The sequence below is a fragment of the Nonomuraea sp. NPDC050783 genome, assembly GCF_040802095.1.
Classification (GTDB): Bacteria; Actinomycetota; Actinomycetes; order Streptosporangiales; family Streptosporangiaceae; genus Nonomuraea.
In genome coordinates this window covers 18,113-34,763 of record NZ_JBFAHK010000003.1, presented here as the reverse complement: position 1 = coordinate 34,763, position 16,651 = coordinate 18,113, and the positions used below count along the sequence as shown (strand labels likewise).

General features: G+C 71.3%; 11 protein-coding genes. 5 read left to right on the top strand and 6 right to left on the bottom strand.

Annotation, left to right across the window (positions count from 1 at the left end; genetic code table 11):
- The first annotated feature begins 54 nt into the window (after nt 1-54).
- The gene (locus tag AB0H75_RS08290; RefSeq protein WP_367792486.1) at nt 55-2,049 is read left to right on the top strand and encodes a histidine kinase; all 1,995 of its coding nucleotides are present in this window, start codon (nt 55-57) and stop codon (nt 2,047-2,049) included.
- On the opposite strand, the gene AB0H75_RS08285 is transcribed toward AB0H75_RS08290, so the two are convergent.
- Entirely contained in the window at nt 2,046-2,654 is a 609-nt protein-coding gene (locus AB0H75_RS08285; protein ID WP_367792483.1) for a DNA-binding response regulator, read from the bottom strand. The two genes, AB0H75_RS08290 and AB0H75_RS08285, sit on opposite strands and share 4 nt — an antisense overlap.
- A 323-nt stretch (nt 2,655-2,977) precedes the next feature.
- On the opposite strand from AB0H75_RS08285, the gene AB0H75_RS08280 reads away from it, so the two are divergent.
- Complete coding sequence (locus tag AB0H75_RS08280; RefSeq protein WP_367792481.1) at nt 2,978-3,967, top strand: hypothetical protein; 990 nt, start codon at nt 2,978-2,980, stop codon at nt 3,965-3,967.
- A 541-nt stretch (nt 3,968-4,508) separates the two neighbouring features.
- Here AB0H75_RS08280 and AB0H75_RS08275 read toward each other — a convergent pair.
- From AB0H75_RS08275 to AB0H75_RS08265, 3 genes are read right to left on the bottom strand one after another with little or no spacing between them, the layout of a single operon-like run.
- Nucleotides 4,509-5,837 carry a TfuA-like protein gene (locus AB0H75_RS08275; protein ID WP_367792478.1) on the bottom strand — a complete coding sequence of 443 codons (1,329 nt, stop codon included), beginning with the start codon at nt 5,835-5,837 and terminating at the stop codon, nt 4,509-4,511.
- Entirely contained in the window at nt 5,834-6,982 is a 1,149-nt protein-coding gene (locus AB0H75_RS08270) for a YcaO-like family protein (protein WP_367792475.1), read from the bottom strand. The genes AB0H75_RS08275 and AB0H75_RS08270 overlap by 4 nt, the downstream gene beginning before the upstream one ends.
- 8 nt (nt 6,983-6,990) lie before the next feature.
- Nucleotides 6,991-7,161, bottom strand: a complete 171-nt coding sequence (locus AB0H75_RS08265) for a hypothetical protein (RefSeq protein WP_367792472.1) — start codon at nt 7,159-7,161, stop codon at nt 6,991-6,993.
- 99 nt (nt 7,162-7,260) lie between these two features.
- Here AB0H75_RS08265 and AB0H75_RS08260 point away from each other — a divergent pair, with 99 nt between their 5' ends.
- A complete protein-coding gene (locus AB0H75_RS08260) occupies nt 7,261-8,157 on the top strand; it encodes a class I SAM-dependent methyltransferase (protein WP_367792469.1) in 897 nt (298 codons plus the stop codon).
- Between the two features lie 490 nt (nt 8,158-8,647).
- Here AB0H75_RS08260 and AB0H75_RS08255 read toward each other — a convergent pair whose 3' ends face one another.
- Entirely contained in the window at nt 8,648-9,493 is an 846-nt protein-coding gene (locus AB0H75_RS08255) for an SDR family oxidoreductase (protein ID WP_367792467.1), read from the bottom strand.
- Between the two features lie 102 nt (nt 9,494-9,595).
- On the opposite strand from AB0H75_RS08255, the gene AB0H75_RS08250 reads away from it, so the two are divergent.
- On the top strand, nt 9,596-10,603 hold the full coding sequence (locus AB0H75_RS08250) for a helix-turn-helix transcriptional regulator (protein ID WP_367792464.1): 1,008 nt from the start codon (nt 9,596-9,598) through the stop codon (nt 10,601-10,603).
- A gap of 48 nt (nt 10,604-10,651) precedes the next feature.
- On the opposite strand, the gene AB0H75_RS08245 is transcribed toward AB0H75_RS08250, so the two are convergent.
- Nucleotides 10,652-14,110: a WD40 repeat domain-containing serine/threonine protein kinase gene (locus tag AB0H75_RS08245; RefSeq protein WP_367792461.1), complete on the bottom strand. Its 3,459-nt coding sequence runs from the start codon at nt 14,108-14,110 to the stop codon at nt 10,652-10,654.
- A gap of 1,028 nt (nt 14,111-15,138) precedes the next feature.
- Between AB0H75_RS08245 and AB0H75_RS08240 the strand changes: the two genes are divergently transcribed.
- Nucleotides 15,139-16,651: hypothetical protein (locus AB0H75_RS08240; protein ID WP_367792458.1), on the top strand; the 1,513-nt coding region annotated here is incomplete at its 3' end.

Genomic DNA, 16,651 nt, shown 5'->3' with positions numbered 1-16,651 from the left:
TGGCCACCCCACCCACACGGCCGGCCGTGCAGAGATGTCTCCTAAGCTGCACGGGTGCGTAAAAGGGCGAGACTGATCGTGGCCGTGGTGTTCGCGGGCTTCGCCGGCGTCTACGTGATCGGTGGGTCACCCCTGGCGCTGGGCGTGTTCGGGGTGCAGATCCTGTTCTCCAGGCGGCGTTCGCCGTGGCTGATCCCGTTGCAGGCAGCGCTGGCGTACGGGTCGGTGTGGTTGTCCGGCACCTCGGTGGGCATCCTGGGCTTCGTCGGCGGGTCGTTGCTGCTGACCCGGTTCTGGCCGCTGGCCCCGGCGGTGGCCGTCAGCGCGGCCCTGCTGGGCCCCGCCGACCCGGCGATCAGCATGGTGCTGATCAGCCTGGTCGTGTACGGCCTGACCCGGATGCTCGACCGCATCGAGGAGGTGAACGCCGCCCGGTTGTCGCTGGCGATGACGGCGGCGGCCGAGGAGCGGCTGCGCATCGCCGCCGAGCTGAGCGCGGGCCTGGGCCGGGCGCTGTCGGTGATCGCCGACAGCGCCCGCGCCGGGAGTCCTGATGTGGAGACCGCGCGCACCTCGCTGGCCGAGGCCCGGGCGGCGGCGGCGAGCTACCGGGCGATGTCCCTGGCTCCCGAGGTCACCACCGCCAAGGCGATGCTGACCGCTGCGGGCCTCACCGTGGAGGTGCGCATGGGGCACGCCGAACCGCTCGGCCCGGCCGGGGCACTGCTGGCCACGGTGCTCAGACAGATCGTGACGGAGATCGTCCGGCGCCGCGACGCCACCACCTGCCGCATCGAGACCTCCTCGGACGGCGCGGAGGTACGGCTACGCGTCCTGCACGACGGCGTGCCGACGGCCGGCGACGAGGGCCTGGGCGAGCTGCCGAGCCAGGTCGAGGCGGCCGGTGGCGCGCTCACCGCCGGCCTCACCCAGGACGCCCTGGCGGTGGTGGAGGTGCGGTTGCCCGCCCTCCGGCCGCCCGTCCGGTCTTCGGCCGACAGCACGTTGTCCATGGCGTTGCTGGCGGCCGTGTTGGTCGGGTCGTCGGCCAAGACGCTGCTGATGGCCGGCTCCCTGTGGCCGGCGGCGCTGCTGGCCGTCATCGTCTTCATGCAGCTGCGCTCGGTCGAGGGGCGGCACTTCGTGGCGCTGTCGATCATGGCGGTGCTCACGTTCGCGCCGATCCCGCTGCTCGGGCAGTCCTGGCTGGGAGTGGCGGGCTTCCTGGCCGGGCCGGTCCTGCTGGCCTTTCCGTGGGCGCTGGCGCTGCCGCTGGCGGCGGCCATCGTGGCGGTGGTGACGATCTCGGCCGTGCTGCTCGGCCTGCCCGTCGCGCTGACCGTGAACTACGCCATCAGCACGGTGGTGACCGGCCTGCTCGTGTACGGGCTGTTCACGCTGGCCCAGCTGAGCAGGCAGCTGGCCGAGTCCCGCGACGGCCTGGTGCGCGCGGCCGTCGTGGAGGAGCGGCTGCGGGCCGCCCGCGACCTGCACGACCTGCTCGGGCACAGCCTGGCGGCGATCCTGCTCAAGTGTGAGCTGGCCCGCAGGCTCGATGCCGGGCGGGCGCGCAAGGAGCTCGAGGAGGTGCTGGAGATGACCGGCAGGGCCATGCGGGACCTGCGGATGGTCTCCGGCGAGCCGGGCGAGCTGTCGCTGACGGCGGAGGCGCGCTCGGCCCGCTCGCTGCTGTCGGCGGCGGGCATCGACGCCGAAGTGGTCCTGGAGCACGGCACCCTGGGCCGGCAGGCCGACACCACGCTCGCCATCGTGCTGCGCGAGGCGGTCACCAACGTCCTGCGCCACAGCTCGGCCCGCCGCTGCCTGATCACGACGGCGGCGCGGGACGGAATCGTGCGATTGCGCGTGCGTAACGACGGCGTGCGCGCCTCGGCGGCCCGCCGCGGCTCGTCCGGGATCGGCAACCTCACCACCCGCCTGGCGGCGCTCGACGGGCGGCTGACGACAGGCGCCGAGGACGGCTGGTTCGAGCTGACGGCCACCGTCCCGACGCTCACCTGGGCGCCCGCACCCCGTTCGCCCGTCTAGATCCAGCCCGCTTCGGTGGCGATGCGGACGGCGTCGGTGCGGTTACGGGCGTTGAGCTTGGCCAGGATCGCGGTGATGTAGTTGCGGACGGTCCCGGCGGTCAGGAAGAGCCGGCCGGCGATCTCGGGCGGCTCCTCGCCCGCCGCGACCAGCCGCAGGACGTCGGCCTCACGCGGAGTGAGCGGGTTGTCGGCCAGGTTCCACGCGGTGGCGGCCAGGGCGGCGTCCAGGACCCGCTCGCCCCGCGCCACCTTCCTGATGGCGCAGGCCAGCTCCTGCGGCGAGGCGGTCTTCAGCAGGAAGCCGTCCACCTGCGACGACAGCGCCCGGCGCAGGTGCGCCGGCTTGCCGTGGCTGGTGAGCATGAGCGTGCGGCACCCGGGCAGCCTGGCACGCAGCCGGGCCGCCGCTTCGAGACCGTCGATCCCGCCGGGCATGTCGATGTCCAGGACGGCCACGTCGGGCCGGTGCACCAGCGCCGCGGCCACGGCGGCGTCGCCGGAGGCTACCGTCTGCACGACCTCGATGTCGGGTTCGAGGCCGAGCAGGGTCGCGAGCGCTTCTCTGATGACGTGCTGGTCCTCGGCCAGGAGCATGCGAATCACCCGGCCATTATGTCGGGATCGACACGGTCGTCCGCGCACCCGTCCTCACATCCAGGCCGGCGATCACGCCGAACGCGGCAGCGGGTGGCGATCTCGCCGTGACTCGCGTGGTGACGGCGAAGCGGTGCAGCCATTCGTTCTTGAGCGCGCTGCGGAGCGACCAGGCCCTCGGGCCGGCCCTCCTGTTCGGCCATCATGACGTCCGGCCCGGTGGCCGGCGTCTGGTTCGTGACGACATCATGCTCCGCCGGTGATCACATCTCTGGGACGGACGACTCCTGAACAGCAGAGTTGTGCTCAGTCGAAGTTTCGGAGGAGCCATCATGGTCGCCCTGCTCGAGCGCCGGGAACAGCAGAAGACAACCACCACAGGCTGGCACGGCCCGCTCACCTACGGCGCCGCCGCCATGGCGGTGCTCGCCGTCGTCAGCGGGATCGGGCTCCTGGCCGACGGGCGAACGGTGATGGGGGAGGGGGTGTGGCTCAAGCCGTTGAAGTTCGCGGCCTCGTTCGGCCTGTACGCCGTGACGCTGGCCTGGATGATCGCCCAGGTGGGGCGGTGGCGGCGGACGTTGTGGTGGCTGGGCACGGTCACGGTGGCCGGGTTCATGACGCCGGAGATCGGCGCGATCGTGTTCCAGGCGGTGCGGGGGGTGCGGAGCCACTTCAACTTCTCCACGCCGTTGGACGAGACGGTGTTCATGGTCATGGGCGGCGCCGCCTACCTGGGCTGGCTGATGACGTTCGCGCTAGGGGTGTTCCTGGTGCTGCAGCGGCGGGTGGACCGGGCCATGGCATGGGCCGTGCCGCTGGGGCTGATCGTCTCGCTGGCGGGAATGTCCGTCGGGTACCTGATGACGGCCCCCACCGCCGGCCAGGCGCAGGCGCTCGCGGATGGGCTCGACCTGGCCACCATCGGCGCGCACAGTGTCGGCGCGCCCGACGGCGGCGCCGGCATGCCGATCACCGGATGGGCGACCGGCGCGGGCGACCTGCGGGTGGCGCACTTCGTCGGCCTGCATGCCCTGCAGGTGTTGCCTCTGGTGGCGATCGGGCTGCGCCTGCTGGCTCGGCGGTGGCCCGTCCTGGTGGGCGCCGCCACGCGCAGCGCTCTGGTGATCGTCGTCGCGTCCGGGTACGCGGGGCTCACCGGGCTGCTGGTGTGGCAGGCCCAGCGGGGTCAGGCGCTCGTCCACCCCGACGGCACCACCCTGCTCGCCGCCGCCGGACTGGCCGCCCTGGTGGCGACGGGCATCGGGCTGGTCCTGATGGTCTCGGCACGGCGTGCCCGGACGGCGCGTTCCCCAAGGTGAACGAAACCTGACCGATCGGACGTACGGGCGTTCTGCAACCGCGCTGTCGATACACGGCGGCCACACGGTCACCATGTCCGGCCTGCAGCGGGGTGATGCGGCGCGATGAAGCCGCAAGAAGCGGAGCCTCGGGACCATGCTCGCTTCCGGCGACCGCAGGACCTGTGATCTGGTCGTCAGTGACACAGGCGATCACGGAGGCCGTCCTCGTCCTGCCCCGTGATCTTTTCTGGCGGTCGGTCCGACAGGCCGTGGCGTTCTCGACTGGTGAGACTGCTCTACCCCTGAGCCGGGTGGGCGGGTAGGGCACCCCGGCACGGAGATGACGAATGCGACCCCCATGATCATCGGTGTCTAACCAGTCGATCAAGAACAGGGGCCGCGTTCGCGTGTCACCATCCACGATCGACGTGCTCTCCCGCCACTCGGAGCACGTCACCATCGACGATCATGACACCCAGACCGTGCTCGCCCAGCGGCAGGTCAAGGCCAACCAGCCCACGCTCGCCCCGGCATCCTTGAGCTCGTCCCGCGCGGGCGGTCATGGCTGGAGGGTGAAAGCCGGGGGTGACAGCAGCGCTGCCGCGGGAATGAGCGGACGCGCCCGGTGCAACAGGTCCCCGGGGCTGATGAAGCCGCGGTCATGGAGGGCGGGAGCGATCACCGGCACCGCCCATCGCCGCCGGCAGTGGTCCAGGACCGTGGTGTCGGTGACCCGTTCGACGGGGTGGCCGCGCCGGGCGAGGCTCTCGTTGAGCCGCCGCACCCTGCGGAGGAGGTCGCGCAGCAGGTCCGCGGCCGGGGTTCGCATGACGGCGTCGTGCAGCAGCGTCAGGGGTGGCTGATGCGGCCCCCACCGGTAACTGCGCACCAGCACCCGGGCCAGCAGCTCGCTCGCGGTGGCGGGATGCTCGTCGGGACCGAGCCAATAGGCGAAGCGGCGGCGCGGCGCGATGAGGTCCTCGGGGATCAGCAGGGCACGCTCGTACGCGGCGCGCACGGCCGCCTCCTGCAGCGCTTCCACGTCGGCGTCCGGCGGCACCGGGGCGTGCTCGCTCGCGATGGCACGCAGCACCACGCGGTAGTGCAGCGACGGATAGTCGGCGGCCCACAGTTGCGCGGCGGTCAGCAGCATCGACGTATCGCTCTGGGGATGCGTCCGCCATCGGGCCAGATAGCCGGTGACCGGCCACCTGGCGGGTTCCGTCGGCTGAACGGGAGGGTCTGCGGTCAGCGCGCGGACGGCGTCCTGGCTCTTCACATCCCAGGTGGTGGCCGGTCGCCGGACGATGGCGCGGAGCCGGTCGATCACCGGTTCGGGCAGCCCGTCCTGTCGCGCGTGTGCCAGCAGGGCCGTCCAGGTGCGGGTGGTGAAGTGCAGCCGCCGGGCCGCTTCCACCAGGCTTTTCCGCTGGTCGTGGGTCAATCGGCCGCGTACGCGCAGACGGTGCGCGAGGATGCGCACCGACACCAGCGCTACGGTCCTCGGCCGGGGGTCGTTGTGTTCGCCATCGTGGACGAGGGCGACCTCGTCATCGGCGTTCAGCATGCCGAGGGCGTAGAGCCGGTAGACGATGCCGGCCCCGCGCATCCCGAACGGCGCGAGCTCCGCCGCGCGCAGCGCGCCCATGCTGGCAGCCCCGGTCACCCTCACACCCCGGTCCAGCAGATCGAGGATCTCCTTGTGCCGCACCGCGGCGGTCTGCTGGAACACGCCGTCGATGAGGACGACGTGATCGCCCGGTCGCGGTCGCAGCCGTAGCAGGTCGCCATGCGCCACCGGCGGATGCAGGTGCGCTTCCGGCAGCAGCTTGCTCGCGATGTCCCGGGCCAGCGAGGGCCCGAGAAAGACGTGGGTACGGCCCGTCATCGTCGGGACGTGCCGAGGGGCACCCGAAGGCCCGGCGCGACGACCTTCACCACCGGGATGTCGGTCGGGCTCGGCAGGAGCACTCGAATAGGTTCGTGCCCCGTGGCGCGTCGCACACGATCGGCGAGGAAGTCCAGGTCGGCGTCCAGCGTCGCCGCCGAGTGGTCCTCCAGGGCCTGCCAGGGCATCGTGCGCGCGCACGACATCGGCGCGGGCCGGTTTCCTCGCGGTGCTGCCGGGTACGGCCGCTCGTCATCATCACGGCTGCCGGCGATGCCGGTGAGCCTGCTCTGCGCGGCCTCCGTGAGCGCCCGGCTCAGCGCCACCCGGTGATCGGGATGGCATCCGTATCCGGCGAACGCGTGCGGTGGCGTGTCCGCCGTACCGCGAACCTCGAAATACGGGATGCCGGTGCGGCCGGTGCCGGCCACCACGTCGAGCCCGACGCCGGCCTCGCGCAGACGCTCCAGCAGCTCGCCGCAGCCCTGGTCATCGACCGTGGCGAGGTCGAGACGGACCAGGTCACGGCCGGGGACATCGCCGAGCCGGGCCATGGTGTCACGCTCGATCACCTCGCACAGGGCGTGGACGGTCGCCTCGGTCACGGTGTTGCCGCTGGCGAGTCCGTTGCTGCTCGGTTCGAACAGGTGGGGTACCCATCGCGGGGCATAGGTGGCATCCAGCCGCACAATGTCCAGGGGCACCGGTGCGATGTCCCCCGTGAGCAGGCCGCGCCCTTGCAGCCAATACATCGGCAGATCGTCATGGACGAACGACGCGGCGCCACAACCGATGTCGTCCCACCGGTAGGACAGGCCGCCCAGTGATCGTGCCGTACGGACGTCATCGACCGCGGTCAGGTGCTCGGCGTGCCAGAGCTCGATCGCCTCCATCACGGCGGACACCTTGGCGAGAGTGTGGTCGGCCCCCTTGCCCTGCGACACCGACAATGTCGTCGCCGCAGGCCGGATCGCTTGGTACACAGGAATGCCGATCACGTCGAGACCCGTGATGTCCGCGACCCGCGTGATGCCGTACTCCCGGAGGTGCGGTGCGATCCATTCCCACGTCCGCTCCGGCGTCCGGGCCCGATGGGTGCCGTCCAGCTGTTGCTTGTCGGCCGGCCCGCGTTCCGCGGACGCCACGGCCGGGCTCAACGCGGCGCGTCGCCTGCCGGCACGAAAATGATGTGCTCGGCCACGAGGAGATCGCGGTGCGGCTCCTGCCCGTCAGTGCCGAAGACCTGCGCGAGGTCACTACCGCTCAACGCGGCCACCATCGTGTCGATCTGGTCGAGCGCTGGTTCCGAGATGACCTCTGCCATGCCGGCCTCCTTGCCTGAGGTGTCGTTCATGATCGTAGAGCGCTGATCCTCTGAGCGCAAAGATCGCACCGGCCAACCCTTTCGGCTAGCTTGTCCCCCATGTACGTGGATGGGCAGCGCAGCCAGGCCGAGGAGCGGCCGGAGCTTGCGATCGTCCTGCAGCCCGTCCGTGGCCTGGTCCGCCACCTGCCGGGTGTCACGGTGCACCGGGACCCCTACACCGGTCCGTTCGCGGCGTATCACCGCATGGTCGCCGCGGGCCAGACCTGGGACGTCGACGCGCTGCTGGCGGCCGCCGGCCGGTGCGGCGGGCCCGTGCTCGACGTCGGATGCGGCCACGGCAGGATCGCCCTGGCGCTCGCCCGCGCCGGACACCCGGTCACCGCCATCGACACGTCCGCGCCCGCCATCGCCCACCTGCGGAACACCGTCGCTGAGGACCCCGCCCTCACGGACATGATCGACGTCGTCCACGGCGACATCACCACACCGGGCGTGGTCCCTCCCGGCTCCCACGCTCTGGCCGTGCTGGGGAACCTCAGCGTGAACATGTTCGCCACACCCGCCGAGGCGACCGCCGTGCTTGCGGCGATGCGCCGCGCGGTGCGTCCCGACGGGCTGGTGTGCTTCCCGGTCCTGCACGCCGACGCGCTGGAGCAGTTCGCGGGCATGCGGGGCATGTCCGCAGTACCGTTCGTGGACGACCACGGCCGACAGCGGCTGCTCTGGTTCGTCCTGGACCACGAGTCCGCCGGACCCCACACCTGGCGCACCCTGTTCACCCTTGACGACAACGCCTCGGACGGCTCGCTCGTCGGTCATGTCGCCGCCGTGCGGGAACGCCTGTGGACCCAGCACTCACTCTCGCCGTCCATCGCCGCCGCAGGGCTCCACGTGGTCGATTCCCACCCTCTTTCCGTGCCCGCCGGTCGCGGTACGTGCCCCGGGACGCTTCTCGTGACCGCGTGCCGGCAGACGCTCCCGGATGGTGAGTAAGCCGGTGCCGGCGCGTTATCGGTCGCGTTCGCCCCGGTGAGGCCGAGGTGCCGCTGCAACTCATCATGGGCAGGACCGGGCACAAGAACTCCGCACCGCCATGCGCTCCGTCACACCCAGCCCTGAGGCCAACGCCAAGGCCGCCGAAGTCCTGACACCCCAGGGCGGCCGGATGCCCCGGCTCCCTATCTCCGGACCTGACCGACTCGCATCCGCGCCGGGAGATCGTGAACGCGATCCTGCACGTGTTCGCCCACCGGCGCGGTTCGACGCCGGCTCCCGCAGGTGAAGGGTAGAGAGGACGCTCGCCCGGCCGGCCGCCTGCGTTGTCGACGACCCTTCCATCAGGTCCATCAGGGCTCTTCCACCTGTCGATCAAGCCCTCCCGCGCGGCGTGCCCGCGATCGGCGGGTTCAGGCTGGAAACCCCACTCAGTCCTTCTGCCGGCCCGCGCGAGAGCCCGCCGCACCATCACGTCTGCCCGGTGTCGTCAGGCGGCCTCGAAGTCGGCTCGGTGATCGGCGGCCCACTCCGCCAGAGTACGGCCCGGCCGCCCGGTCACCACGGTGACCGGACGCGGGACGTCGGGGACGGTGAGGGTGTCGTGCCAGTAGTCGAGCAGCATCTTCGTCACCGGCTCGGGGATGAACCGCGCGGTCTCGGCGCGGAACTCCTCGGGTGTGATCTCCACCAGCGGGATCTCCCGTCCCAGGGCCTCGCTGAGGATGGCCACCTGCTCGGAGCGGGTCAGAGCCTGCGGACCGGTGAGCGGGATCACCTCACCCAGATGATCGTCGGACAGCAGGGTCTCGGCGGCGGCCTCGGCGACGTCGTACTCGTGGATCGGGGCCTGCGCCGATGCCAGGTACGGCGCCCGGATCGGCGCGCCGGACCGGATCTGCCAGGCCCAGGAGAGCAGGTTGTTGGCGAAGGTGCCGGGCCGCACGATCGTCCAGGCATCGGTGCGGCCGGTCACGACGGCCTCGACCGCGCTGTGGTGAAGCTGGCTCGCCGACCCGTGGTCACGCGGGAACTCCTTCGCGGCAGCCAAGGAGGACAACACGGTGAAGCGGTGGACGCCATGCGCGACGGCCGCGGTGACGAACGCCTCGACGCCCTCGGCGGGGAAGACGAAGGCGCGATCGACACCGTCGAACACCTGCGGCCCGAGCGTGCCGCCATCGGCCAGGTCACCGGCGACGACCTCGACCCCAGCGGGCAGGTTCGCGTCGTCGGGCTTGCGGCTCAGCGCGCGTACGGCGGCGCCGCGGGCGAGCAGGGTCGTGACGAGATGACGGCCGACGGCACCGGTCGCTCCGGTAACAAGGATGGTCACGATTGTTCTCCTCAGGGAAGCAGCCGGTCCGTCCGGCTTCAACGGCAATCTAGAGCGGGTTTAGGTCATTTTCTGTCCCTATTTCGCCTAGACTCACGGATCATGCCGGGACAGACCACCACCGAACGGGCCCTGCGCCTGCTGGAGCTGCTGCAGGCCCGCCGGTCCTGGAGCGGCGGCGAGCTCGCCGAACGCCTCGGCGTCGGCGGCCGCACCCTACGGCGGGACGTGGAGCGGCTGCGCGGCCTGGGCTATCACATCGAGGCACGCCGCGGCCCCGACGGCAGCTACCGGCTGACCACGGGCAGCGACCTGCCGCCGCTGGTGTTCACCCCGGACGAGGCGCTCGCCGTGGCCGCGGCCCTCGCTTCGTCGGCCGCGAACGGCGCCGCCGGCGGGGGCGAGGTCGCGCTCACCGCTCTGGCCAAGATGGAGCAGGTGATGCCCCAGGCGGTGCGCCGGCGGGTCCGGGCGCTGCGCTCCTCGATCGCCCTCGGCGACACACCGAACGCAGCGGCCGGCGCGTATCCGGCTCCGCTGAACGCCGAGGTGCTGGCGGTCCTGGCGCTGGCGTGCCGGGACGCGGAGCGGGTCCACCTGCGCGTGATGAGCACCGAGGGCGCAGAACCCGGACAGGAGTACTCCCGCCACGTCGAACCCGCCGCCCTGGTGCCCCGGCAGACTCGATGGTTCCTCGTGTGCCGCGACCTCGACCGCGGCTGGCGGGTGCTGCGCGTCGACCGGATCACGCGGGCATCGGCGACGGGCGTGCGTTTCGAGCCGCGCGAGGTCCCCGGAGGCGACCCGGTCGCGTTCGTCACCAGCCGGCTCGGCGCCCCGCCTCGCGAACATACGGCGACGATCCTGATCCACGCCCCGATTGAACAGGTACAGGCGTACATGGGCGGCTTCGCCGCGGACTTCGCTCCGACGACAACCGCCACCGGTCAGGCGGCGACCCACTGGCGCATCGCCGACGTACGTCTGGAGGTCCTGGCCGGCGGCCTGCTCTGGGTGCGATGGCCCTTCGAGGTGATCGACTCCCCCGAACTCGCCGCCCTGCTGCGGGACCGAGCCGCGGCCTTCGCCTTCGCCGCCGGCCCGCGCTGACGCCGGCTCGCCAGGCCCCTCCCGGCCGGTCCGGCGAGGCCCGGTGGCTCAGGACGGTGCGCACACCGTCTGGAAGGGCTCGCCGGGCAGGTACTGCTCCCACTCCTCGGCGCTGAGCGTACGGCCGGCGCGAGCACAGGCGGCGGCCACCAGGTCCGCGGGTTCGGCCACGCCCCACACCCGGAAGGTGTCGTCATCGTTCACCGTGGCCAGCACACCATCGCCGAACTCCACCTGCGAGACCCTGCTACGGCCAGGAAGAGCGGCGCCGACCTGCTCGTGCGTGGCCACGTCCCACAGCCGGACGCTCTTGTCGTCGCTCGCGGTGGCGAGAGTGCCGCCGTCGGCGCTGAAGGCCACGGCGGTGATCACGCCGGAGTGCCCGCCCAGGTCCCGGCCGAGCTGCTTGCGGGACGCCAGGTCGATCAGCCGCGTTCCCGCGTTGCCGGCCACGGCCAGGGTCCTGACGTCGGGGGAGAAGGCGACGCTCTTCGCCCTGCTGATGGGCGGGCCGGCCTTGACCTGGGTGGCCAGCTCCCACAGCTGGGCGTTCTCCCCGATGTCCACCGCGGTCAGGTATCTGCCGTCGGGGCTGATGACCAGCTGCGTGATGTTCTCGGGGCGGACGATCCGGCCGATCCGGCGATGGGTGCGCGTGTCGAAGAGCCACACCTCGGGCTTCGCATCGGTCTGCGGGTCCGGCGTGAGCGCGATGGCCAGGATCCGCCCGTCCGGGCTGTAGGCCGCCGGCCCGATGACGTGGCGAGGGGTTCGCACCGAGCTCACCTGGCGTCGGCCGGCGACGTCCCACCAGGTCAGCTCGGACTCCAGGCCGATCGCCAGCGTGCCGCCGTCCGGGCTGCGCACCGCGGTGTTGATGGGCTGCCCCGGCCTGATGGTGAAGATCGGCGTTCGCGAGCCGAGGTCCCAGAGCCTGACCTGCCGCGCGTCGGAGGTCAGGATGCTGCGCCGATCGCCGCTGAACGTCGCGGCGCGCGCGGTGGTGCCCGCCGTGGGCAAGGGAGCTCCCAGCTGCCGGTGTGTGAACGGGTTCCACAGCCGCAGCCCGTCGAAGCCGCCGGCGGCCAGCAGTTTCCCGTCGGGGCTGAAGGCCACGCTGTACAGGGCGGTCGTGTGACCGGCGAGACCGGGAGCGAGCTCCTGGCGCGTGGCCAGGTCCCACAGCCGGACTCGGCCGCCGTCGCTCGTGGTCGCCAGGACCGAGCCGTCCGGGCTGAACGCCACGCGGATGCCGCCGATCTGCCGGTTCATGAGCGGCTTGCCGATGGGCCGCCACGTGGCGACGTCCCACAGGCGCAACGCGTGGGTGCTGGTGACCAGCCGCTTCCCGTCGGGGCTGAAGGCGAGGTGGCTGATGCCGGCGGGGGAGAGGTGCGCTTCGAGCGAGGCGACCTGCCTGCGCGAGGTCACGTCCCAGACCTGGGCCCTGGTCTCGCGGGCGGAGTGGACCGCCAGCAGCTTCCCGTCCGGGCTGAAGGCGACGGCGTTGGCCCCGGGAAGCGCGTCACCGACCTGTGCGCGCGTGGCCACGTCCCACAGCCGCACCCTGTCGCCGCCGGTGGCCAGCAGCTTGCCGTCCGGGCTGAACGCCACGGTGCCGCCGCCCCGGAGCGGTTTCCCGAGCTGCTCGTGCGTGGTGGCGTCCCAGATCCGCACGTCCTCCTCCGCCGCCGCCGCGACGAGCCGGCCGTCGCTGCTGAACGCCACCTCGGTGGCCATCTGCTTCTGGCCGGTCAGGGAGCCGGTCGGACGGTGCGTGACAGGGTCGCGGAGCGTCACGACGCCCTCGTGGTCCCCGTTGGTCGCCAGGACCTTGCCGTCAGGGCTGAAGGCCAGCGCGAGCGCGGGGCCTGGGCTGGTGAAGACGGCGGGTCCGGCGAGCGCGTTACGGAGGCTGTGGCGGGCCTCCTTGGTCGGCGCGAGCCGCCAGGCGGCGACAGCGAGCAGGTGTGCGACCGTCGGCTCGGTGCCGACGAGCCGGACGCTCTGCGTCGCCAGTTGCCGGGACAACGCCTGCCGCTTCTGCGCCTCCGCCCGCTCCCGTTCCCTGTTGGCCTCGCCCGCGGCGGACACGGCCGAGACCGCGGCGGCGAGAGCGACGACGAGCAACGTGACGAGCGTGACCAGCGCGCCGCGCCGCATCTTCCTGGATCGGGCCAGCGCTCGGCGGCTGGAGTCGAGGAAGTCCCGCTCCAGCCTGGTGAGCGTCATGTGGCGGCGCTCGGAGACGGCCCAGTTCTCGACCGCCTGCAGCCGGCTGCCGCGCAGCAGGTCGCCGTCGCCGCGACCGTTGTCGTCCCAGTGGCGGGCGGCCTGGCCGAGCTGCCCGACGACCGCCAGGCCCGGTCTCTCCGCGCTCACCCAGCCGCGCAGGCGAGGCCACGCGCGCAGGACGGCGGGACGGGTCAGGACCATCTGGCCCTCACGCTCGGAGAGCACGTAGGAGAACGCCCGGAGGATGGCCCGCAGGTCCTGCCCGCCGTACTCCAGCTCGGCCATGGGCACCGGGCGGGTCGTCTCCATGTCGTACTCGTCCAGGGCGAGCAGCCGCAGGAACACTCCAGGCACCAGCCGCCGCTGCTCCTCCGGGAGCGCGGTGTAGGCGTCCTCGGCGATCGTCCCCAGCCCCGGATCCAGGCCGTCGTCCGAGGCGATCTGCCGCGCCCGCTCGCTGCCCGCACGTAACAGCCCGGCCGTCTCGCCGTTCCCGCTGACCAGGGCGAGGAGCAACTCCCGGGCCGTCGGCCGCGCCTGCGGCTCCTTGGCCAGCGCCGCCGCCACCAGCGGGCGCAGCGCCGGCGGCAACCCGTCCACGTCGGGCATGGCCGACAGGACCTGGTGGATCACCGCGGCGGCGTTGTCCCCGGAGAAGGCGTCCGTTCCCCGTGCGGCGAAGAGCATCACGGCGCCCCACGCGAACACGTCGCCCGGCGCGCCCGCCCGCCGCCCGCTGAACGACTCGGGTGGCATGTAGGCGGGCGTGCCGGCGATCAGTCCGGTGGACGTCACTGACATCTCCTCGGTACGCGCGATACCGAAGTCGATCACCCGCGGGCCGTCCGGACCGAGCAGGACGTTGTCGGGCTTCAGATCACGGTGGATCACCCCCGCCTCGTGTACCGCGGCCAGCGCGGTGGCGATCGCCGTGGCCAGCCGGTGCAGGTCGTCCCCCGCGAACGACCGCCCGTCCCGTACGGCTGTGCGCAGGCTGGGCCCGCTGACGTACTCACTGACGATGTACGGCCGCGGGCCCGCCAGATCGGCGTCCAGCACCCGAGCCGTGCAGAAGGAGGCCACCCTTCGCGCCGCCTCGACCTCCCGGGCGAATCGGTCCAGTTGCGTGCGACCGCCGTCGGCGTGCAGGAGCTTGAGCGCCACCCGAGTGCCCTCACCGTCGTACGCCTCGTAGACGACACCCTGGCCTCCCTGCCCCAGGCGGCCGGCCAGCCAGTAGCCGCCGACCGTGTGCGGGTCCTCCGCCAGCAACGCTCTCGTTGCCGCCGGGACGCGCGCATGGGGCCAAGGGCTCAGGCGCCCGGAGGCCGCCGGCGGCGGCGTGGCCCCTGCCCGGGAACCCGGGCCGGCGCCGGCTGTGGTGGAACGGACATCTCTCTTGCGCATATGGGGTCATCCGTATGATCTGCTGGGAACACGGCTCAGTGGTCGGTGACCGAGACCTTCACGCGGACGGCGCCGTCGTGGTCGATCCTCGCGGTCATGGCACCCGGCTCGACGTGAACGCCCGCGTTCTGCCGGCCGCTCTCGGGGCTGATCCATTCGCTTTGCCGTGGTGCGTCGTGGCCGAGGCGGGCGCGGCGCCGGCGAGGACGCGGCTGTCGGCGGTGAGAGCAGCGAAGAGCAGGGTGACCAGCTTCGATTGCATATAAGGAATGTCTTTCCTGTCTGTTCCGGCTCGCCGTACATGGAGGTTGGACAGCGCCCGGGGGAGGAAGGTTCGCAGCCTCGCGATCTTTTTCGCCCCGCTCAACGCGCTCAACCGCACGGCCGCGCGTCAGCTGGTCGTACGGGCCGTGCCGCCACGGACTCCTCATGCGCACGGGCCGGAAGCGCATTCACGATCCAGTGCTCCGGCTCGGTGCTCCACCTGCCGGGCCCGCGTGACGGCGCAGGACGACCGTGCGGTGGGCGACACACTGACCACCGCCGAGATCCCTGCACCGCATGGTGGCCGGCGAGATCGTCGTGACCGTCTCCGCGAAGCTCCTCCGCGGGGCCGTCCGAGGATTAAAAGCGTTCCATTAACCAAGCGTCTTGAAACGGCCAAACAGTGCGTGATCCCCGCCAAAACCTCGGTATCTCTGGGACGTCAGGGTTTCTGCTGTCACGCTGATTGCCGGTCGGTATTCATGCTATCGCGTGCGGATATCCCGGTGCAGTTGTCATCGGGCATGCCGTGCCGGCATACGGTCACTCGTGGCCGCTGCTTCTTTCGTGCTCGCGCGTGGTCGTTCCCATCCGCACGGCTTTCGCCGAGCTGTGCCATTAGGAGCTCGATGAACGTAAGAAGGCGCTGTTCCGTCAGCGCTGTCGCCCTGTTATCGCTGATCCTGTCGATCCTTGTCGCCGCGCCGCCGTCACCGGCTCACGCGGACCCGGGGTCGTTGACGCTCACCTGGAAGTTCGGCGGGTACGACGACGGTCCGAACTGCATGATCTCGGCGAGTGTCGCCTCGCAGGTGAGCAACGGCCGCGTCCGCGTCAACGGCCGCTTCTACGGCTGTGACGGCGGCACGGAATACGGCGTGGGTGACGGCGATCTCACTGTCATCGGGTGGGGGCCGACCGAGGGTCCGAACGCGCGCCCGTACAACAAGGCCGTCGGCGGGAGCGTCGGAACCGGCTGGTGCCCTGATACATGCGCCAATGTCGCGGACGTACCGTTCGCTGGTCCCGGTACGTACTGCGGCATGGTGACGTACGGGGACACCGGCTACCTGATCCGGAACCTGCGTGACCCGAACCTTCAGCCGTGCCGCTACGTCTCGGGGCAGCCGCCGGTCTTCCCCTCCGATCAGATCCCGCCGCCGCCCGCGCCCCCGGTTGATCCGCCGCCGGTGACGCAACCGCCGGAGCCGATCCCTTGTCCGCAGATCTCCTCGATCAGCGCGGTGCCGGACGGCACCGTGCTGCAGACCTGTGACACCGGCCGGGTGTACAAGGTGGTGGGCGGAGCGCCCTTGTGGATGACCAGTTGCGCGTCGGGCATGTGCCCGGGGACACCGCTGAAGGTCACTCAGGCCATCGTCGACGCGGGTCGCCCGTATCCGCGGGACGCCGCGACCGCGCGCGACGAGGGCGGCAACATCTTCAAGTTCGTGGGCGGCGCACCTGTCCACCTGTCAAGTTGCACCGTCGGCTGCGGCAACCCCCTCTCGGTGCCGGCGGGCACCTTGCAGCTGGTCCATCCGGCCAACCACCTGCGGCAGCGGCCGATCGACGCGGCGACCGCGCGGGACGAGGCCGGGCACGTCTTCAAGTTCGTGGGTGGCGCGCCGGTTCATCTGTCCAGTTGCAGCGTGGGCTGCGGGAATCCCGTGCCGGTCAACGGGTGGAGCGTGGCCAACCTCGACCACATGAATCCGCAGCCTTCCGACGGTTCGACCGCCAAGGACGAGGCGGGCAACGTCTTCAAGTTCGTGGGCGGCGCGCCGGTTCATCTGTCCAGTTGCAGCGTCGGCTGCGGCAGCCCCGTGCCGATCACGGCGTGGAGCGTCGTCTACTACGAACACATGAATCCCCGCCCTTCCGACGGCTCGACCGCCAAGGACGAGTCGGGGAATATCTTCAAGTTCGTGGGCGGTGCGCCGATTCATCTGTCCGATTGCAATGTCGGTTGTGGGAATCCCGTGCTGATCAACGGGTGGAGCGTCGCGACGCTGGAGCACATGAATCCGCAGCCTTCTGATGGTTCGACCGCCAAGGACGAGTCGGGGAATATCTTCAAGTTCGTGGGCGGTGCGCCGATTCATCTGTCCGATTGCAATGTCGGTTGTGGGAATCCCGTGC